Annotated in this window: 19 protein-coding genes; 5 read left to right on the top strand and 14 right to left on the bottom strand. The window is 61.1% G+C overall.

The features are described 5' to 3' along the window. The first annotated feature begins 19 nt into the window (after positions 1 to 19). Positions 20 to 1,393: an aminotransferase gene (locus tag AC1DDS_RS13120; RefSeq protein ID WP_477479294.1), complete on the top strand. Its 1,374-nt coding sequence runs from the start codon at positions 20 to 22 to the stop codon at positions 1,391 to 1,393. Between the two features lie 168 nt (positions 1,394 to 1,561). Here the strand turns inward: AC1DDS_RS13120 and tcuB are convergent, their stop codons facing one another. The 13 genes from tcuB to AC1DDS_RS13185 form a co-directional block, all read right to left on the bottom strand. Further along, positions 1,562 to 2,722: a tricarballylate utilization 4Fe-4S protein TcuB gene (gene tcuB, locus AC1DDS_RS13125; protein ID WP_477479295.1), complete on the bottom strand. Its 1,161-nt coding sequence runs from the start codon at positions 2,720 to 2,722 to the stop codon at positions 1,562 to 1,564. 2 nt (positions 2,723 to 2,724) lie between these two features. Beyond that, on the bottom strand, positions 2,725 to 4,077 hold the full coding sequence (gene tcuA, locus AC1DDS_RS13130) for an FAD-dependent tricarballylate dehydrogenase TcuA (RefSeq protein WP_477479348.1): 1,353 nt from the start codon (positions 4,075 to 4,077) through the stop codon (positions 2,725 to 2,727). 137 nt (positions 4,078 to 4,214) lie between these two features. Then, on the bottom strand, positions 4,215 to 5,162 hold the full coding sequence (locus AC1DDS_RS13135; RefSeq protein WP_477479296.1) for a LysR family transcriptional regulator: 948 nt from the start codon (positions 5,160 to 5,162) through the stop codon (positions 4,215 to 4,217). Between the two features lie 120 nt (positions 5,163 to 5,282). Further along, the gene (locus tag AC1DDS_RS13140; protein WP_477479297.1) at positions 5,283 to 6,023 is read right to left on the bottom strand and encodes a sulfite exporter TauE/SafE family protein; all 741 of its coding nucleotides are present in this window, start codon (positions 6,021 to 6,023) and stop codon (positions 5,283 to 5,285) included. A gap of 29 nt (positions 6,024 to 6,052) precedes the next feature. Next, the gene (locus tag AC1DDS_RS13145; protein ID WP_477479298.1) at positions 6,053 to 6,823 is read right to left on the bottom strand and encodes an ABC transporter permease; all 771 of its coding nucleotides are present in this window, start codon (positions 6,821 to 6,823) and stop codon (positions 6,053 to 6,055) included. Position 6,824: 1 nt separating this feature from the next. Continuing rightward, positions 6,825 to 7,622, bottom strand: a complete 798-nt coding sequence (locus AC1DDS_RS13150; protein WP_477479299.1) for an ABC transporter ATP-binding protein — start codon at positions 7,620 to 7,622, stop codon at positions 6,825 to 6,827. Positions 7,623 to 7,789: 167 nt separating this feature from the next. After that, positions 7,790 to 8,824, bottom strand: a complete 1,035-nt coding sequence (locus AC1DDS_RS13155; protein WP_477479300.1) for an ABC transporter substrate-binding protein — start codon at positions 8,822 to 8,824, stop codon at positions 7,790 to 7,792. 88 nt (positions 8,825 to 8,912) lie between these two features. Beyond that, the gene (locus tag AC1DDS_RS13160) at positions 8,913 to 9,272 is read right to left on the bottom strand and encodes a RidA family protein (RefSeq protein WP_477479301.1); all 360 of its coding nucleotides are present in this window, start codon (positions 9,270 to 9,272) and stop codon (positions 8,913 to 8,915) included. A 15-nt stretch (positions 9,273 to 9,287) separates the two neighbouring features. Continuing rightward, positions 9,288 to 10,874, bottom strand: a complete 1,587-nt coding sequence (locus AC1DDS_RS13165) for a hydantoinase B/oxoprolinase family protein (RefSeq protein ID WP_477479302.1) — start codon at positions 10,872 to 10,874, stop codon at positions 9,288 to 9,290. Between the two features lies 1 nt (position 10,875). Then, complete coding sequence (locus AC1DDS_RS13170; protein ID WP_477479303.1) at positions 10,876 to 12,984, bottom strand: hydantoinase/oxoprolinase family protein; 2,109 nt, start codon at positions 12,982 to 12,984, stop codon at positions 10,876 to 10,878. A 22-nt stretch (positions 12,985 to 13,006) separates the two neighbouring features. After that, positions 13,007 to 14,419 carry an aldehyde dehydrogenase family protein gene (locus tag AC1DDS_RS13175; RefSeq protein ID WP_477479304.1) on the bottom strand — a complete coding sequence of 471 codons (1,413 nt, stop codon included), beginning with the start codon at positions 14,417 to 14,419 and terminating at the stop codon, positions 13,007 to 13,009. A gap of 18 nt (positions 14,420 to 14,437) precedes the next feature. Further along, on the bottom strand, positions 14,438 to 15,058 hold the full coding sequence (locus tag AC1DDS_RS13180; RefSeq protein WP_477479305.1) for a thiamine pyrophosphate-dependent enzyme: 621 nt from the start codon (positions 15,056 to 15,058) through the stop codon (positions 14,438 to 14,440). Between the two features lie 14 nt (positions 15,059 to 15,072). Beyond that, complete coding sequence (locus tag AC1DDS_RS13185) at positions 15,073 to 15,597, bottom strand: thiamine pyrophosphate-binding protein (protein WP_477479306.1); 525 nt, start codon at positions 15,595 to 15,597, stop codon at positions 15,073 to 15,075. A gap of 359 nt (positions 15,598 to 15,956) precedes the next feature. Between AC1DDS_RS13185 and AC1DDS_RS13190 the strand changes: the two genes are divergently transcribed. From AC1DDS_RS13190 to AC1DDS_RS13205, 4 genes are all read left to right on the top strand, one after another. After that, positions 15,957 to 16,958 carry a quinone oxidoreductase family protein gene (locus tag AC1DDS_RS13190; protein WP_477479307.1) on the top strand — a complete coding sequence of 334 codons (1,002 nt, stop codon included), beginning with the start codon at positions 15,957 to 15,959 and terminating at the stop codon, positions 16,956 to 16,958. Continuing rightward, positions 16,955 to 18,484, top strand: coding sequence for a class I adenylate-forming enzyme family protein (locus AC1DDS_RS13195; protein WP_477479308.1), 1,530 nt, complete (start codon positions 16,955 to 16,957; stop codon positions 18,482 to 18,484). The genes AC1DDS_RS13190 and AC1DDS_RS13195 overlap by 4 nt, the downstream gene beginning before the upstream one ends. Then, a complete protein-coding gene (locus tag AC1DDS_RS13200; protein WP_477479309.1) occupies positions 18,481 to 18,933 on the top strand; it encodes a PaaI family thioesterase in 453 nt (150 codons plus the stop codon). Before AC1DDS_RS13195 ends, AC1DDS_RS13200 begins: the two co-directional genes overlap by 4 nt. A gap of 61 nt (positions 18,934 to 18,994) precedes the next feature. Next, positions 18,995 to 19,447, top strand: a complete 453-nt coding sequence (locus AC1DDS_RS13205) for a CoxG family protein (RefSeq protein WP_477479310.1) — start codon at positions 18,995 to 18,997, stop codon at positions 19,445 to 19,447. A 56-nt stretch (positions 19,448 to 19,503) separates the two neighbouring features. Here AC1DDS_RS13205 and AC1DDS_RS13210 read toward each other — a convergent pair whose 3' ends face one another. Beyond that, positions 19,504 to 20,451: a LysR family transcriptional regulator gene (locus AC1DDS_RS13210; protein ID WP_477479311.1), complete on the bottom strand. Its 948-nt coding sequence runs from the start codon at positions 20,449 to 20,451 to the stop codon at positions 19,504 to 19,506. Positions 20,452 to 20,490: the final 39 nt, after the last annotated feature.

A 20,490-nucleotide genomic window follows, 5' to 3' on the forward strand; every position in this document is an offset into this window, starting at 1 on the left:
CCAACTGAAAGGAAAGACCATGCTCGACAGACGCAACGAACTCACCGCCTGGGACCGCGACCACTTCTTCCATCCCTCCACCCATATGGGCATGCATGCCCGGGGCGAGACGCCGACGCGCGTCATCGGCGGCGGTGAAGGCGTCTACATCACCGACACCAACGGCAAAACCAGCCTCGACGCCTTTGCCGGCCTCTACTGCGTCAATGTCGGCTACGGCCGCCAAAAGATCGCCGACGCGATCGCCGAGCAGGCGAAGAACCTCGCCTACTACCATGCCTATGTCGGCCATGGCACGGAAGCTTCGATAACGCTGTCCAAGATGATCATCGATCGCGCACCACAAGGCATGACCCGTGTCTATTTCGGCCTCTCCGGTTCCGATGCCAACGAGACGAACATCAAGCTGATCTGGTACTACAACAACATCCTCGGCCGACCGGAAAAGAAGAAGATCATCTCGCGCTGGCGCGGTTATCACGGCTCTGGCGTCATGACCGGCTCGCTGACCGGCCTCCACCTGTTCCACAATGCCTTCGACCTGCCGCGGGCGCCAATTCTCCACACGGAAGCCCCCTATTTCTTCCGCCGTCCGGACCGCTCGATGGATGAGGAGCAGTTTTCGCAGTATTGCGCCGACAAGCTGGAGGAGATGATCCTTGCCGAAGGACCGGAGACGGTCGCTGCCTTCATCGGTGAGCCGATCCTCGGCACCGGCGGCATCGTGCCGCCGCCGATGGGCTACTGGCCGAAGATCCAGGCGGTGCTCGACAAATACGACATCCTGCTCGTCGCAGACGAGGTGGTCACCGGCTTCGGCCGCCTCGGCACGATGTTCGGCTCGGACCATTACGGCATGAAGCCGGCGCTGATCACCATCGCCAAGGGCCTCACCTCCGCCTATGCGCCACTGTCCGGCACGATCGTCTCCGACAGGGTCTGGGACGTCCTGGTCAAGGGCTCAGACGAACTCGGCGCCATCGGCCACGGCTGGACCTATTCCTCCCACCCGATCTGCGCCGCGGCAGGTGTCGCCAATCTCGAACTCATCGACGAGCTCGGCCTCGTGGAGAATGCCGGCACCACCGGCGCCTATTTCCGCGCGGAGCTCGCCAGGGCCGTCGGCGACCATAAGAATGTCGGCGAGGTGCGCGGCGACGGCCTGATGGCCGCGGTGGAATTCGTCGAGGACAAGGACGACCGCGCCTTCTTCGACCCGTCGAAGAAGATCGGCCCGCAGATCGCAACCGCGTTGGTCGAACGCGGCGTCATCGGCCGCGCCATGCCGCAGGGCGATATTCTCGGCTTCGCCCCGCCGCTGTGCCTGACCAGGGACGAGGCCGATATCGTCGTGAAGGCGACAGCCGACGCGGTGAAGTCCGTTCTCGGCTGATCCTGCCTGAATTGGCAGAGGCAGCGGCTACTGCTGCCTCACCCCGCATACGGCAGCTGAAGGTGGAAACTGTCCCGCTGCCGGCACCTACTTCCGCCGACCGGAAAAAACCGATCGAGCGCCCGCGGGACCAAATGTCCGGAGACGACGGCGCTCAGGACGCTTGGTTCATTCGCTTCCGGCCTGAACCGGGTTTGGTCTTCTTTTCTCTATTGCATGCTTCAAAAGCGCCGCGGAACGGAAGATGCCGTGGGCGAACTTGCCATAAGGGAGGGTGAGGAAAAGCCCCATCACGAATCCCAGGTGGATCGCCAATAGGAGTGGCATCCATGTGGTTTCGCGCCATGCGAGCAGCGCCAGTCCGGTGAGGCTGATGAAGAAGAGGAGCGCGATAAAGCCGCGATCCATGGTCTTCTGCCTTTCGTCTATCTGCATGTCATTGCGGCGCATGCTCAGCCAAAAGAGACCCGCCGGGCCGATGATCAGGCCTATGCCGCCAGCGGTGCCGAGCAACACCGGCAGGCTGAAGACTGGATACGGAGCTTCCACGCCCCACAGATAGTGATAGAGCGTCGCCACCGACGTGGACGCGAAGCAGAGCATGAACCCGTAGAACGTAAGGTGATGGAAACGCCGGCGCCACAGCGTGAATGCGTCGTCCTCGTTGTTGCACCCGTCACCGTGGCCGCCCCCGAGATACTTCAGCGTCAGAGCGGACTTTGCGGCCTCTCCGATGGCGTCCGGCACCAGCACGGAATGTCCCGGTTCCGAGACCTGCCGCCAGAAGCGGCTAACGCCGACTGCGAGCGCGATGGCCGACCAGCCGAAGGCTGCGCCAAACGTGACGGCGAGAACGTTGTGGGGGAAGATCGCATAGAAGTCGGCCTCCAGGCCGTCGATGAAGAGACCGCCTTGGCTCAAGATCGTGGCAATCAGGAACAACGCCACGCCGAGACTGACTGCCATTGCGACGGCAAGACCATTTTGGCGGTACAATTCTCCGAAGGCCTTGGGAAACGCGTATTCCATATAGGTGTCGCGGCGCACGCGCGACAACGTCTTGGGCAGGTTGACCCCAAACTCGTGCGGAGGCGCATACTGACACGCATAGAGGCATGCGGAGCAATTGTGACACAGGTTGGCCATGTAATGCGCGTCGGCCACATTGAAGTCGAGCCTTCGCGTCATCGCGGAGAAGACGGCGCAGAAGCTTTCGCAGTATCGGCAGGCGTTGCAGATGTGCAGGATGCGGTCGACCTCGGCGACGTTGGCATCGAGCTCCCGTTCGGCCTTGCCGGCAAGGTCCATCAGATTGTCGATGACGGCCATTTCTACTGTCTCCTGATCTGTTGTTCGCCGCGCGCCGCTGCGGCCGCTTGCGTTCCGGCGATCCGGCCGAAGGCCGTGCCGATGCTCATGCCGACGCCAGCGGTGTAGCCCTTGCCGAGCACGTTGCCGGCCATCATTTCACCGGCGACGAAGAGGTTCGGGCTGGGACGATCGGCGAACCGCACCGCAGCCGTTTCGTCGACCTTCAGGGACAGGTAGGTGAACGTGATCCCGGGACGGAGCGCATAGGCGTAGAATGGCGGCTTATCGATCCGCTGCGCCCAGTGCGTCTTGGGCGGAGACACACCATCGGTTCTGCAGTCATCGAGGATCGTATGGTCGAAGGTTCCGGGCTGACACGCCGCGTTATACGCGTTGACCGTCTGCATGAATGTGCCGACCGGCAAGGCCAGCTTTTCCGCCAGTTCGGGAAGGCTCTCCGCCGTGACGCCTGGAAAGACTGGCGGCATGAAGCGTCCGATTACTTTCCTGTCGATGATCGAATAGCCTATCTGCCCGGGCTGCTGTGCAACAAGGCGACCCCAGATGGCGTAGCGCTTTGGCCAGAAGTCCTCGCCTTCATCGTAGAAGCGTTCGCCTTCCCGATTGACGACGACGCCGAGGGAGACGCAGTCGATGCGCGTGCAGATGCCTCCGTCATAGAGCGGAGCGCGCGCGTCGATCGCGACGCAATGTCCCTGCGAGGGATCGCCGATGATGTCGGCCCCGGCTTTCATCATGTACTTCAGAAGCACCCCTTGGTTGAATCGGGTGCCACGGATAAGGAAGTTGTCGGCCGGCCACTCGCCTCTGTCGTTGCGTCCCCAGGCCTCGCGCAGCCATTCCCGGTTGGATTCGAACCCTCCCGCGGCGAGAACTGCTGTCTTGGCCGTGATCTTTTCGCCGGTTTCCGTAATTGCCCCGACAAACCTGTCGCCATCGAGGATGAGTTCGGCGACCGGTGTGTCATACCGCACCTTGACGCCGAGAGCTTCCGCGCTGCGGTAATACGCGTTGACCAGCGCCTTGCCCCCACCCATGAAGAACGCGTTGGTGCGGGCGACGTGCAGCGCTCCCGAGAGCGGCGGCTGAAATCTCACGCCATGCTTGCGCATCCAGTCGCGACAGGTCGACGAGGCTCGGATTGCAAGACGCGCGAGGTGCTCGTTCGTCTCGCCGCCCGTAACCTTGAGCAGGTCCTGCCAGAATTCTTCCTCGGGATAGGCGTCGACAAGCACGTCCTGCGGTGCATCATGCATGCATCTCAGGTTCCTGGTGTGCTGGGAGTTGCCCCCTCGCCACTCCTTCGGCGATGCCTCGAGCATCAGGACGGAAGCACCCGCCTCCCTTGCCATGAGAGCCGCGCACAAGGCCGCGTTTCCGCCTCCAATGACCAACACATCGATCAAGACCGCAACTCCCCCAGAGGTAACTTGTCACACCTCTAGGAAAGTCCCGCTGCCGCGACCATCAAGCTCAGATGAAGGAGGCTTCACTCTTCGTGAAGAGTTGCACCGAACCACTTGCCCCCGCGAACGAGACGGCCCACCACTTTTCGCAGTTGAGCACGCAGGGCAAGCGCTGCAGGTGATAGCTCGTGGTCCGGGAGGCTCGCCAGGAGATTGGTGCGGTAGGCACTGGAATCCGCAATGGCGCGAACTGCCAGCCCCTTCATGGTGGTGCGCGTCAAGGCCGCGCCGGGTTGGATCGTATAGCCCAACCCGGCGGCGACTGCGTCCATGATGACGGCAAGGGAATCGATCTCCATCACGATGTTCGGACTTGTCTTCGCCGTTGCGAAAGATCGGTCCAGGCTGGCCCGCAGGCCATGCCCCCGGCTCGGGAGGATGAGCGGCAAAGATGCGACCTCCGCAAGCCGCACCGCGCTTAGTTCCTGAGGTGAAGGATCGCCCTCCAGCGTTTCCGGAGGGCGACCGATCAGGAACAGGCTTTCTTCAAGCAGGGGAATGGCTTCACTTCCTGCGAAGCTGACTGATTCGGAATTGAACAGGATCGCCAGATCTATCTGGCGTGCCTTCAGCATGTTCTCGAGGTGCCCGGACATCCCTTCCACGAGTTGCAGACGGATGGCAGGATAGCGGCGGGCCATCGCCTCGATGAGAGGCAGCGCAAGAACCGAGGAGGTGGTGGGGGCGAGGCCCAGTGATACAACACCAGACAGGCGTGCCCCCTGCGCGGACTCGACCGCCGCGTCCAGATGCCTGAGGGCGAGCGTCGCGTGCCCGCAGAACACGGCGCCGGCCTCGGTCGGCGTCACGCCCGATGCCCCGCGAACCAGCAGGCGCGTCGACAGCTCACTTTCAAGACGGCTGATCTGCTGGCTGAGCGCCGACGTCGCCATTCCAAGCTGGGCGGCGGCCTTGCCGAGGCTTCCACATTCGACCGCCGTTAGCAGATACCTGAGCTGCCGCAACTCCATGCCTACTCCATTCAGCTTCGATGGCAGGACCGGCCACGGACAACCTGTGCACTCTCGACCTTATGCGAGGCTCGCGAACAGGCCGCGAAGCAAATCAACATGTAGGCACCGTCTATACAATCACCAGATCGCCTTTTCGATCAGCCCCGTCGCAACGACTGTAAGAACGACAAGAAAGATGCGGTCGAATATTTTCTTTGGCAGTCTGGGGCTCAGCCAGCCGCCAAGCGGCATGAAAATCGCCACGGGGATCAGGGCAAGGGCACTTTCCACCAGAAAGCTGGGCTTGATGAGACCCGCAACAAGAAAGGTGACAAACTGGAAGATCGAAAAGATCAGGAACACGGTCGAAATCGTAAAAACGATAGCCGTTCGGCTCATGCGGGTCGATTGCAGGAAGGGCACGATGACGGCGGCACAAAGCCCGGTTGAGCCTTGTGCAAAACCACCGAGGAAGCCGGCAAGAGGCGCGAACCGACCCGCGGTTTTGTCCGCGAAGGCAAACTGCGGACTAAAGAGCCGCAGGCCGATGTACAGAAACAGCATCAGGCCAAGGCCAAGATTGAGCCTGTTCGGGTCCATGACATTGAGGATCCACGTGCCGGCACTCAGGCCGACAGCGCCCGTCAGGAGCCCCGGCCAGAGAAATTCGGCCTCACGCCATGCATCACGCGTCTGAACAGACTGATGAAGGTTCGTGATCAGGATCGGAAGCATCAGCACGCTGATTGCATGTGGGAGCCCCAGGAAGTAGCTGAGCACCGGGAGAGCCACGACAGGTAGCCCCAGCCCGGTGATCCCCTTCAGAAAGGCCCCGATTGCGATGGCTACGAAGACCATCGCCGTCGATACGGGTTCCATGACTTCTACTGCTGCCTATAAAATCGTGCTCAGTGCTTCCCGCGAACAGCCCACCTGGTCATCCTCCGCTCGATCAGCGCGAAGATGACATAGGTTATGATCCCAAGCGCTGCGATGACGGCAACGCCCGCAAACATCAGCGGAACACGAAACTGGGAGGACGCCTGCATCATCAGGTAGCCGATGCCATCGTTCGAGGCGATGGTCTCGGCAATAACGGTGCCGACAAACGCCAGGGTGATGGAGATCTTGAGCGACGCGAAGAAGTAAGGCATCGCCCGCGGGAGGCCGATCTTCCTGATGAGATCAAGCTTGCTGGCCCCGAGAGACCGCAGCACGTCCTCCACCTCGGGCTCGACCGTCGAAAGACCGGTCGCCACATTCACCGCGATCGGGAAGAAGCACAGGACGAATGCTGTCGCGATGGCCGTGGGCTGGCCGATACCCAGCCACAGGACGATGATCGGCACCAGCGCGACCTTCGGGACGGAATTGAAGCCGATCAGCACCGGATAGAGCCCGGAATAGGCCAACGGCACCGTACCGATGAGAATACCCAGCAGCAGCCCGACAACCACACCCAGCCCGAAGCCGATCATGGTGTTTGTCATGGTCAGCGCGGCGTGATGCAGGATGATGGGTTGATATTCCGCGAAGGCATGCACGATCGCCGTCGGAGACGGCATGATGAACGACGGTACGTCGAAGAGGAAAACGGCCGCTTCCCACACGAGAAGGAGGACGACGATCACCAGCCAGGGCATGGCGAGATGGAGGACATAATTCTTGGGCGTCGTCATGTCAGGCGGCCTTGATCTCATCGCGGATCTGCGCGATCTGATTTCGTATAGAGTGAACGATTTCCAGGAACGCAGGCTCGAACGTCGTTTCGATCGTCCTCGGCCTCGGAAGGTCCACTCGATGGGTCGCGATCACCCGTCCCGGCCGGGCACTCATCACGTAGATCACATCGGCCAGGTAGGCGGCTTCGCGAAGGTCGTGGGTGACCAGGATCGTCGTGAACTTCTTCTCCATCCATATGTCTTGAAGGACGCCCCACAGTTCTTCACGGGTGAATGCGTCCAAGGCGCCGAACGGCTCGTCGAGCATCAGCAGATCCGGCTCATGGATCAGCGCACGACACAGGTTCGCCCTCTGTTGCATGCCCCCTGACAGCTCCCAGGGATGCCGCTCCTCGAATCCGTTCAGGCCTACCATCTTCAGCAGGCCCTTCGCCTTCTCGACATATTCCTGGCGGTGGAGCGGAAGACGGCGGCGATGCGGTTGCACGATCTCAAGCGGAAGCATCACGTTGTCCAGAAGCTTTCGCCACGGCAGCAGCGTCGGATTCTGAAATGCCATGCCAACGCATTTGAGCGGCCCGGTGACTTCCTGACCCGCGACCGTGATCTTACCTGCCGTGGGGGGAGTGAGCCCGGTCACCAGCTTCATCAAAGACGACTTGCCACAACCGGACGGGCCGACGACCGCAGCGAACTCGCCGCGTTTGATCTCGATATCCGTTCCGTTGAGCGCAAGAACGCCTCTGCTGCCGCCGTACCGGAGGTCAACACCCTCCAGTTTCACAAAATTGCTCATTCTTCGGCTCCATGCACCACACGACACCGGCGGCCTGATCTCCCGCAACTGGGGATAAGGTGTCGTGAGCCCGTCCTCTGCGACCCACGACCAACACCTGCATCATTCAAAAAACAGTGAGCGCCGCCCCGCCAGGACGGGGCCGACGCAGTCATAAAAGCGCGCCGTCAGCCAAGGATTTTCAGTTCTTCGGCGCTGGGCAGGAAGGAGGCGTCGTAGAAGTCCGCAAGTTCTGGGGCTTTCTCCCATCCGAAGCCCTCGGCCATCAGCCCGAGTCCCTTCGAAACACGCGCGGGATCCAGATAACCAAGACCGTTCTGCTTGACCGATTCAGTCTGGACATGCGTTTCCAGAATGAACTTCATGCGCTGCAGTTCGACATCCGGTTTGAGCAGAGGTTCGCGGGCGACGGTGGCATTGATTGCCGCTTCCGTGTCCTTGTACGTCGCCCCCCATGCCCGGGCCGTGCCAAGAGCGACGGCACGGCACAATTCGGGCTCTTCGGCGATCATCTTCTGGCTGGCAATCAACGCGTTGCCCGGGAAGTCGAAGCCAAACTGATCGAAGTACAGGATATTGATGTTCTCGCGCTTGACCCCGTTCTCGATGAAATTGAAGACCGAGGTGTAGTCGTAGCCCACGACCCCATCGACCTCCCCCTGCATCAGCATGGTGTCGCGGATGCGGACATCGACGGCCGTGAATTCGATCTCGTCCGGCGCAATGTCGTTGAGCTTGAGCACGACCGGCATGATCTTCGTCGCCGCCGAATTTGCAGCAACGCCGATCTTCTTGCCCTTGAGGTCTGCGAGCGACTTTATCGACTCCCCGCCGATCGTCATGATGCTGGCGGGTGAGTGATCCAGGATCGGCAGGATCAGCTTGGGCGTCGCCTCCGGATTGGCGACGGCAAATTCGATCAACGTCTGAATATCGGCATAGCCGAACTGGTGCGTTCCGGTTGCAACCCGGCGGATGGATTCTGCCGATCCGGAGGCGCCCTCCAGATTGGCCGAGAAGCCGAGCTTCTGGTATATTCCCGCTGCATTCCCGAGAAAGAATGGGCTATTTCCGCCATAGATGCGGAAATCGAGTGAGAATGGGACAGTTTTCTCCTGAGCCGAGGCCACGGAGGGAAGCCCGACAGCGGCCAGTGCCGACAATTGGGCGGATTTCACAAGAAATGATCTGCGATTCAGCATCGTATGCTCCCAATTTTTTGATCGTTCCCTAGTTTCGTATTTTTCTTATTTTTTTCGATTCGCCTGGAGATATCTACCTTCGGGTTTTTCAGACAGCCGCCGTGACCTGTATCTCCACCCTGCAAGCCGGATTGTTCATGTCTACACGGCCACAAATTCGGGTCGGCGTGTGGCCCGGGACAACCCAGCTGTCCCAAATCGCGTTGAAGGCCGCCAGGTCATCGCGACTGCTCAGCCAGACCTGGGCGGTGAGCGCGCGCGACTTGTCCGTTCCGGCCTCCGCAAGAAGCGCGTCGATCTTGTCGAGCACTTGCCGTGCCTGTCCGTCGATATCCAGCGAAAGATCGTCCGGCACCTGGCCAGCGGTGTAGACGAGCCCATTGTGAACGATCGCGCGGCTGCGCCGCTGGTTCTGGTCGATGTGGGAAATGTCAGCGTTCTTCGTCATGTCGTCGTTTCCTCCTTACGCCGCGCCGTAGCCGCCGCCGCCAGCGGTTTGCATCAGCACACGGTCCCCTGCCCTGAGCACGCGGGGTAGGGTCGGATCGACCCGTTCACCGTTCACAAGCAGTTGGCCGGGCTCGCCTTTTCCGCCACCATTCAAGCCGTTGGTGGGGGACTTGCACTGCGTCATCAGGAAGGACGTCATCACGTCGGACGCATCTTGAAGAACTTCGAACTCGAAGCTGAGGCCGTTGCCGCCGTTGTTCTTTCCTGCGCCGCCGCTGCCCGTTCTCAATTCGCGACGCAGGACACGGATGGGCGCCAGGCTTTCCATCATTTCCACCGGCGTGTTGCCGAGGTTGGCCGGAAAGCTTGTTGCCGAGAAGCCCGCCCGCTTGGCATTGGCGCCCTGTCCCGCATTGAGGAAGTTGACGACGGCAAAGCGTTTGGAGCGGTACTCACCCGACATCGTCAGCGACGAATTCGGCGAACCTGCGGCCCAGATGCGTTCGGGCATGACATCCGCCCAGGCCTGGAAGACCGCGTGCGGCAGCAAGTGGCCGATCGCGCTGCGGCCACCGGAAGCAGCAGGATAGGAGGGATTGAGCAGGGATCCTTGCGGTGCGCTTGTGGAAATCGGAACAAAACTGCCTTCGTTGTTAGGGATGTCGGGGCAAAGGACAGCCTTGATGCCGTAGACCGTATAGGCGAACGTGTAGATTGGCACGACATTTAGTGCGTAGGGAAGCTGCGGGCTCGTCCCGGAATAATCGATCGTGATCTCGTCGCCTTTGACGGTCAGCGCGCACTTGATGATGACGGGTTCCTCGAAACCGTCATGTTGGACCTGCGAGTGGTAGACGCCATCCGGAATCTTGCGGATGGCCTCCCGCATGGCCATTTCCGACCGGCGGCGGACCTCTGCGCCGAGTTCGTCGAGATCGACAACGTCGAGTAGACCCTTCAGGCGCTCGCCCATGGTGCGGCAGCCGGCAACCTGCGCCCAGATGTCACCCATTCCCTGCTCCGGAACGCGGATGTTCTCGGTAATCATCTCGATGAGGACGTCGTTGGGCTTGCCCTCGTCCAGCAGCTTCATCATCGGGATCTGGAGGCCTTCCTCGTAGATCTCACGGCTGCTGTTGCTGCGCAGTTTGCCGCCAATGTCGGGCAGGTGGGAGACGACCGCAGCGAACCCCACGAGCTTGTCCTTGTAGAACAGGGGCGTCACAGTCGTCACATCGTGTACGTGGCCCGAGCCTTTCCATGGGTCGTTCGTGATGAAAACATCGCCCTGGCGAATGGTATCGGCCGGATATTTCTCGAGGAAATGCCGGACGGTGTTCGGCAGGCAGCCGATGAAACCCGGAAGGCTCATCGTCGACTGCGCCAGCGACCGGCCCTTGGCGTCGGTGAGAACGATCGCGAAATCGTTGCCGTCGCGAACCAGGGTCGAAAAGCAGGTGCGCACGAAGGCGGCCGATGCTTCATCGACGATGCTGATGAGACGTTTCCAGAGGATCTCCAGTTCAATCGGGTCGAACTTCGATGCTGCTGTCGGCTTCTGTTCAGGCGCTGGCGTCCTGATGCGTTCGATCGTGTTCATGTCAATCGAATTCCTTGATTGTTACAGAGACGGTCAGATCGCTCAGGATGGCCACATCAGCGGCGACGGCGACGACGATGGTCGATTCCCGCTCTTCGAGAATGAGCGGCCCTTGCAGGACCGCGCCCGGCGGGGTCGAGTAGCGGTTGTAGACCGGCACCTCGGCAAACTGCTTGAGCAGCGGAAGGAAGATCTCGCGCCGGCCGGACGGGACGGCCTTGATCCGGTCGTCACCCCATTCGAAGGCATGTGCCTTGTTTGGTGCGCGTCCCACCAGCCGCCAGGTCATTACCTGGGCAGCCGCATTCGGGACCAATCGACCGTACAACTTCTCGTACTGGGCCTCAAAGGCGTTCAGCAATGTCCGAGCGGGTTCGCCGGCCAGGTCCTCGTAGGGCACCATCACGGATATTTCCGCGCCTTGCCCTTCGTAGCGCATCTCGGCGCCGACGGTCCATTCGACGGTGGTCGCGCCCGCTGCCTCCAGCTCGCCCAATGCGTCCTTGCGCAGCGCTTCGAGATTGTCGGCGACGTCGGACCAATCGATGTCCGCAAGCAGCTGCGGACGCGACCAGGCGCGGTCGATACGCGGCGGCGCGGCAAGCATGCCGAGGCAGGATCCGGCACCGGCAGCGATCGGCACGACCACACGGGGAATGCGCAGCTTTCGCGCCACGTCGACGGCGTGGACAGGACCGGCACCGCCGGTAGCGATCATGGTGAAGTCCCGTGGATCGTGGCCGTTTTCGGCGATATGGATCCGCGCGGCGCTCGCCATGTTCTCGTTCACCATGTTGCAGATGCCCCAGGTCGCGTCGAGCGGGGACACGCCCAGTTGATCGGCCAGACGCGTCACCGCCGCCTGCGCGGCTGCCTTGTTCAGCATCATCGAGCCGCCGAGAAAGTTTTCACCGTTCAGATAGCCGAGCAGGAGGTCAGCATCGGTAACAGTGACATCCGTTCCTCCCCGCCCGTAGCAGGCCGGTCCGGGCACGGATCCCGACGATTCCGGTCCAACGTTGAGCAAGCCGAGGCGGTTGCAATGAGCGATCGAGCCGCCGCCCGCACCGATCTCTATAAGTTCGATGCTCGGAATGAGGATGGGAAGACCGGACCCGCGCTTGAAGCGCTCGACGCGAGCGCATTCGAAGCTATGGGTCACCGGCGCGTCCCCATCGACCGCGACACAAGCCTTTGCGGTGGTGCCGCCCATGTCGAAGGCGAGCACCTTGTCGACGCCCACCTGTTGGGCGGTGTTCAATGCCGACAGCACGCCGGCAGCAGGGCCGGACTCTAGGAGGAGAATGGGCGAATCCGCGCCCGTCTTTGCCGAACAGAAGCCGCCGCTGGAGACCATGACGCGAAGCGGCGTGCCAGGTTTTACGCTGGCGATGCGCGAATCGAGTTCCTCGAGGTAATCCTCGACGATCGGCTTCACATAGGCGTTTGCCGCAACGGTGGACGTCCGCTCGAATTCCTTGATCTCGCGCGCCAGATCGGAGGAAAGAGAGATCGACTTGCCCGGCAACGCAGCCCGCAGCTTTTCGCCGATACGCTTTTCGTGGTCCGTGTTGGTATACGAGTGCAGCAGCGAGACCGCGATGGAATCCGTGTCGATCTGCGAAAGTTCGCGAATGAGCCCGTCCAGGTCCTCGTCCGTGAGGGCGTCGAGTTCCTCGCCGCGCGCGTCCATGCGGGCATCCACCTCGACCCGGCACTCGTCGTCGATCAGCGGCTTGGGCAGCTCGATGTCGAGGTCATAGATATCGTAGCGCCACTCGCGACCGATGTTGAGGACGTCCTTCATCCCCTTCGTGGTCACCAGGGCCGTTTTCACGCCCTTTCGTTCGATGAGAGTATTGGTAATCAGCGTTGTGCCGTGCACGACTTCCCGCAGATTGGCCGCCCCCTCCCCGAGCGTCGTGTCCACCTGACGTAGCAGGTCCTCCAGCACCGTCGAAACCGCTTGCCCCGGATCAGCTGGCGTGGTGGGCGATTTGGCGACCCATATCCGCCCGGCGGGCTCCATCGTGGCGACACCATCAGTAAAAGTGCCGCCGATGTCGACTGCTACCCGCAGCCGGCTTTCTTGATTGGGTGTTTCACTCATTTGTCGCAACCTGTTCTAGGCTTCAATAGGAAATCGTTATCAATCGTTCTTCGGACATTTCCCGAACGGCGTAGGCGGGGCCTTCACGGCCAAAACCACTGTCCTTCACGCCGCCGAATGGCATCACATCCACCCGCGCACTCGAAGCTTCGTTGACATGCACGCCTCCGAAACGGAGAGACTGGGCCATTCGAAGGGCTCGGTGCAGGTTGGATGTGAATAAGCCGGCCGCAAGCCCGTACGGGCTTGCATTGGCCCGCTCGACCGCCTCCTCGACCGTGTCGAAAGGAATGATGCTCAGGACAGGCGCGAAGATCTCCTCGCAAACCACCTTCATGCGCTGGTTGACATTGGCAAGAACGGTCGGCGCCATGACAGCACCCTCGCGCGTTCCGCCGACGAGCACCTTGGCCCCCGCTGCCACAGCTTCCGATACCCAACTCTCGGCGCGCTCTGCATGAGCGAGACTGATCATTGGCCCGACCAGCACATCCGGATCGGCGGGATCACCGGCCTTGACCGTGCGAACCGCTTCAACCAGTCGCCTGACGAACACGTCGTGAATGCGGCGGTCGACCAACAATCGCTGGACCGACGTGCAGACCTGGCCTGCCTTCCTGAAACCGGCGTTCAGTATCTTCGGAATCGCCAGATCGATATCGGCGTCGTCACAGACAATCGTGCTCGCGATGCTGCCGAGTTCGAGCTGCGTGCCGCGCAGGCCAGCGGCCTGCTGGATTTCCCGACCCACCTGCGTGCTGCCGGTAAAGGCGTAGTAGGCGATACGCTGGTCCGAAAGCAGCTGGCGCCCGATGCGGCCGCCTGGCCCGTGAAGAAGCGAAAGCAGGCGCGGCGGCAGGCCGGCCTCCAGCAGGACCTCGCACAGCGCTACCGCCGACAGAGGGGTGTAGCTGGACGGCTTTATGACGACCGCATTTCCCGCTGCAATTGCCGGGCCGACCTTATGAGCAAGGGTATTCAAGGGCGAATTGAACGGGGTAATCGCGCAGATCACACCGCGCGGCGCGCGGATGGTGAACCCCATTCGATCCCGCGCCCCCGAAGCAGCCAGCATTGGCACGAGCTCGCCATTCAGACGCTTGGCCTCCTCGGCTGACAACTGGAGCGTCTGAATGCAGCGATTGACCTCGTTCTCGCCATCGGCCCGCGTGAAACCGGCCTCCTTCCGCATCGTGGCGATCAACTGCTCCCGCCGGGAGCCGAGCAACCGCGCAGCGTCCATGAGAATGCAATAGCGATCGTAGGGACCAAGAGCGGATTCAGCGACCGCCTCGACCGCCCCGGTGATGGCTTCCTCCACCTGTTCGACCGATGCGACATGCATCTCGCCGTACGCCGTTCCGGAGAAACTGTCGCGGAGGGTGTCGATGCTTTCGCCTTCACACCATCTCCCGGCAATCAGGAGCTTAGACATGACGTGCCCTTCCCGGGTTCAGACAGGATTTGATGACTCTGCGAGGCCGCGCATGAAGTTGATACGGATCCTGGCCGGGTCGCGGTCGGTGGTTCCGGCAGGCTTTTCGCCGTCGATACGGACGCTGATCAGTCTGGGACCATCCTGATTGAGTGCAGCATCGACGAGCGTCTCGAAATGCTCTTCGTCCTGAGCCCACTCGGATTGGGCAAGGCCGGCGCCCCGCGCAATGGCGACCAGATCCACTCCCCGCGATGTCAGCGTCTTCTGGGAACCGGTGATCTGGTACAGGCCATTGTCCCACAGGATGATGCAGAGGTTGGCGGGATTGACCGCGGCGACGGTTCCCAGCGAACCGAGCTGCATCAGGATCGAGCCGTCGCCGTCGAGCGCGAAGACCTTGCGCTGCGGCTGCGCTATTGCAACGCCGAGCGCGATCGAACTTGCCAGCCCCATGCTGCCCAGCATGTAGAAGTTCTGGGGGCGCTGTCCGCTTGCCCAGAGATCGAAATTGCTGTTGCCGATGCCGCCAATGACGGCTTCCTCGTTGCTCAGCTTCGCCACCAGGCGCCGCGTTAGCGCGCTCCGGTTCATGACCTTGGCCGTATGGCGGGATGTGGTGCTTTCGATAACAGACATCTTTGCCCGTCTCCTCAATGCGGCCGCTTGGTTAACAGGGGCGACAGGATGATCGCGGCGGGGGTCTTGGTGGCGAACGCCTGGCGGATCATGTTGCCCGCGATGAACTCGACCTGCGACTTGTCCTGGATGGCGAAGTTTTCGATACCGAGGCTCTGAAGGACAGGGCGCATCGTCCGGCAGACCATGGATTGGCCGAGCTGGAACTCGCCAAGCGTGCCCCGCTCCGAAATCACCATCACCACCGGCAGCTGGAACGGACAGGCCAACGACGCCAGTGCGTTGGGAATGGTGGCAAACCCGCTCGTCTGCATCAGGGTGATGCCGCGGCGTCCGGCCATGTAGGCGCCCGCTACAATGGCGACGGCCTCTTCCTCACGGGTCGGAACGACCACCGTAAAGTACGGGTCTGCCTCGATTGCATCGATAAGCGGGCGCAGAACGTTGTCCGGAATGTAGGTAACGAGATCTACATTATTGTCCTTGAGGACACGAACAAACGTGCTTGCCCATTCATCAGAAAAACTGTCCGATGCCACTGAATTCACCTCGGATTTATTGTTATTCGGCTCAACAAGCCGGCTGACAGCAATTTCAGTTTGGCCGCTGCCAGCCTCGATATGAAAACGCTAATTGCGGGCAGCTAGAAGCGCAAATGATTATTTTGCACTTATTATTCGCTTTTACAGATAAATCATGACCGACAGAGGAGGACCGCCGGCAAGGGTCCTGATCGCGTTCGCGGCTTTGAGAGAACCCACATCTGGGCGCCACAACAAAACTGTCCGCGTCCCCGGCATTAATAATCAAAACTGATTAATATCGATTTTCTAATCATTTGTGGCGACGGCACCGCACACCTATTCTCCCCCTCGATCAGCAACGGAGTGTTTCAATCATGGCGAACAGTACAACCATGAGAGCAATGGCCATTCGCGCTCATGGCGACGTCGACCAACTCAATCTGGAAGAGTGGCCTGTCCCCCAGGCGAGCGACGGCCAGGCCCTCGTGGAGATCAAGGCGTGCGGCCTCAACTATATGGATGTCTTTGTGATCCGCGGCATGCCTGACATGCCGACGACCATGCCGCGCATTCCGGGCGGTGATATCGCTGGCATCGTCCGCGCTGTCGGCGCCGGCGTTTCGGACGAGTGGGTCGGCAAGCGCGTCGTCCTTTTCCCCCGCTTCCCCACGGGAGGGGTGCTCGGCGAAAACGGCAATGGCGGCCTGTGCGAGTACATCGCCGTCGACGGACGCCAGTTGATCGAGATCCCGGACAATGTGAGTTTCGAGGACGCGGCAGCGCTTCCGATCGCCTATGGCACATCCCACCGCATGCTGTTCACGAGAGGCCATATAAAGGCCGGTGAAAAGGTCCTGATCCTTGGCGCAAGCGGCGGCGTCGGCGTTTCGTGCCTGCAGTTCGCAAAAATGGTCGGCTGCGAGGTCTACGCCTGTACGTCGAGCGAGGAGAAGGGCGAGAAGCTCAAGGCGCTGGGTGCAGACCACATCATCAACTATGTCGAGACGCCGGAGTTTTCGCGGGCGGTTTGGACCGCCACCGGAAAAACCGGCGTCGACGTCGCCATCAACTTTACCGGCGGCGACACGTGGATCCAGACGCAGCGAAGCATGGCGACCGGCGGGCGTATCCTGACCTGTGGCTCCACGGCAGGGCATCTCTGCGATATCGATGTCCGCTTCCTCTGGCACCGCGAGACCGAAATCATCGGAAGCCGGGCCTATGTTCCCGAGGATATCGTCGCCTGCCTTGATTATGTCGCCTCCGGCAAACTGAAGCCCGTCGTCGAGGTCCGCCTGCCGCTCGAGCGTGCGGCCGAAGGGGTACGTCTGCTGGAAGACCGCCAAATCTTCGGAAAGGTGATCGTCACACCATGACCGAAACCATCCCCAATCTCGGCTGTATCGGTCGCAACTTTCAAACAAGCGGCCAACTCGCCGTCATCGACCTTTGGGATCCGGAAAACCCGCGTGTCATCGACTATCCGACCTACAATGCATCCTGCGATTCCGTGGCGCGCGGCCTGCTCGAAAGGGGGCTGCGCTCCGGCGACCGGATCGGCGTCTACTGTTCCAACCGGCTCGAATTCCTCGAAGTCTTCTATGGCGCGATGCGGGCCGGCATCGTGCCGGTGATGATGGGAATTCTCCAACCCAGGGACACGATCGATTGGATCGTGCAACAGTCCGACCTTCGACTGGTGTTCTGTGAACGCGCATTGGCGGTGAACCTGCCCAGCGACACACCTGCGGTCATTGTCGACAGCAACGGTGCCGACGGCCTCGCCGCACTCAAGCGCCCGGGGCCTTTCGAACCCTTCGTGCCGGAATACGACTCGACGGCGTTCATCGCCTACACCTCCGGCTCGACCGGTCGCCCGAAAGGCGCCCTGCTGTCGCATCGCGCCCACAGCTGGGTCGCCAAGACCATCTCGCAAGACCGGGACTTTTCGCCGGCCGATACGATGATCGTCGCCGCACCGCTCTATCACAAGCATGCGATGAACTCGATCAAGTGCGTCTTGTACGGCGGTTCGACGGTGGTGCTTCTGCGCAAGTTCGAAGCGAAGACCTACGTATCAGCCGTCAACCGCTACAGGCCGACCATCGTCTCCGGTGTGCCGACCATCTTCGCGATGATTCTCCAGCAACGCGAGCTGTTGGAAGGGAACGACTATTCCTTCGTCCGCCTCGCGACAATGGGCGGTGCCCCGGCCTCGGACCAGTTGATCGATTCCGTCGCCGAACTGTTCCCGAATGCCAAGATCAACCTCATCTTCGGCATCACGGAAACCAGCGCCGCCCTGTTCGGCAATCACCGCGGAGGATTGGCGCGCCCCCGCCACTCGATCGGCTACCCCGTCGCCGGAAACGAATTCCGTCTCGTCGGCGGCGACAGCAACGCGTTTGGAACGCTGCTCGTTCGCAGTCCCGGCCTGATGAGCGGCTATCTCAACAATCCCGAGGAGACCGCCAAGCGCATCGATGCGGACGGATGGTACAATACCGGCGACATCCTTCGACGGGACGAACAGGGCTGGTACTACTTCGTCGGCCGGTCGGACGACATGTTCACGTCCAGCGGACACAACATCTATCCCGCGGAAGTCGAGCTCGTGCTGGAGCGGCACGCCGACATCGAACAGGCCGTCGTTGTTCCCGCGCCGCACGAACTGAAACACACGGTTCCCTACGCATTTGTCGTGAAGCGGATCGGATCCCTGGTCAGCCAGCGGGACATTCAGGACCACGTCCTGCGCAATGCACCACCCTATCAATATCCGCGAAAGGTGGTCTTCCTCGAAAAGCTCCCCATGACCAATGTCGGCAAGATCGACCGGCGCGCCCTGGAAGCGGAAGCGCGACGGCTCACGGAAGAAGAAAAGCTCGGAGAAAACGCATGACCCTGCAAACCCTCAACAAGACCGTCGGCGATGTCCAGGCGATCATCGACCGGAGTGCCTTTCTATCGTGGCTCGGCTTGAAGGTCCTGTCGCTCGGCGAGGATACGATCGAGGTCGAGGCTTCCTGGCGGCCTGAATGGGTCGCAAACCCGGTTGTCGGGCAGACGCAAGGTGGCATTCATGCGGCTTTGATCGATTTCGCGGCGAATCTGGCGATGATAAACAAGATCGGCGGCCCGGTCCTGACGATCGATCTGAGGGTCGACTATCACCGCGTCGCCAAAAAGGGCAACCTGATCGCGCGTGGCAAGGTCATCAAATTCGGCCGCACGATCGGGACCAGCGAGGCCCAGATTTTCGATGGTGAAGGGCGGCTGATCGCAAGTGGTCGGGGCAGCTTCCAGACAACGCAAACCTCCGAAGCCGGCTCCAAATCCAAAGAGGCCTGACGAGGCCCGGCGCGCGCCAGCCCCGACCCTTCCACCTTCTATATCTGAAAGGACACCTTCCATGGCCATCGACATGTCCGGCGAAGAACGTATCTCCGCGCCGATCGACCGAGTCTGGCAGGCCTTGAACGACCCCGCGGTTCTGGAACGGTGCATTCCCGGCTGCGAACGGCTGGTGGCCGAAAGCGAAAATGCGTTCAGCGCCATCGTCACGATCAAGATCGGCCCCATCAAGGCCCGCTTCGCCGGCGAGGTCGAACTCTCCAATATCGATGCACCGCGGTCCTGCACCATTTCGGGCGAGGGCAAGGGCGGCGTGGCCGGCTTTGCCAAGGGCGGGGCGGACGTGACCCTGCATGAAGAAGGTCCGGGAACGACGTTGCTGATCTATGCCGCCAAGGTCGACATCGGCGGCAAGCTGGCCCAACTCGGCAGCCGCCTGATTCAATCGACATCCAAGAAGCTTGCCGGCGAGTTCTTCGGGAAATTCAACGAAACGGTAAGCTCCAGCTGAGCATCGGGCCGGATGATCCGGATGCTGGCGTCATCCGCCCTTTCCAGCGCTTTGTCTCAGTTGAAGGCGGTGTCGAGTATTCGCACGCCGTGGACCGGTTTTGTCTCTCGAATCGTCTTCAGGAGGATTTCCAGAACCCTGCGTGTCGTCGGCGACGACGAGCGCATGTGGCGGGTTATGATGCACACCTCTCGCTCGACCTTGGGCTCGTGCAATTCGCGGAATTCGAATTCCGCCATCTGCCCGGTGTGGGCGGCGAGCGACGGAAGGACGGTAATGCGGTCACCGAGCTTCAGGAGGGCATAGAGCGACGTCGTGCTCGAGGCATAGTCGACCTCGGTTCCACGATGCTTTGGCTCAAGATCCGGGAAATGCCGGATAAGCGCACCGATGCCCGTGTCCTTCGTCAGCGCCACGTAGTTATGGTCGCGCAGGTCTGCCCACGTCAGGTCGCCCTTGTGGCTCGCCAATGGATGACCCTTCGGAAACACCGCGCCGAACGGGTCGGCCAGAACCGGCCGATAGTCGAGATCCGCGAAATGATTCAGCGGCGACGAAAGCCCGAAGTCTGTGGTGCCCTCGAGAACGGCGCGCTCGGTCTTTTCGGACCCCTCGTCCCGAACCGAGATCTTGACGTCGGGATAGGACTTGCGGAACGCCTCCAGTGCCGGCGCCAGAATGTGTGGCATCATCGACGGCACGACAGATATTCTTATGTTGCCATGCTCGCTGCGCGCGGTGGCTTGAAGATCGGAAACCGCGTTGTCGAAGTCACGGATGATGCGTTCGGCCACCTCCTGGAACCAGACCGCATCTTTCGTCAATTCCACACGCCTCGTCGTACGATCGAAGAGCTGGACACCGGCGAGATCCTCCAGTTGCTTGATCGTCGCCGTCAGCGAGGACTGCGTCTTGAACAACTGCTGTGCGGCCACTGTGAAGGATCCCGTTCGCGCGACGGCCGAAAAGCAGCGCAAGTGCCGGAGTGAAATCTGCGTTCCCATATTCTGCTCTCCATTGGCGCGGACGATGCATTGCCGGTG

The organism is Mycoplana sp. 10N416, assembly GCF_056394765.1.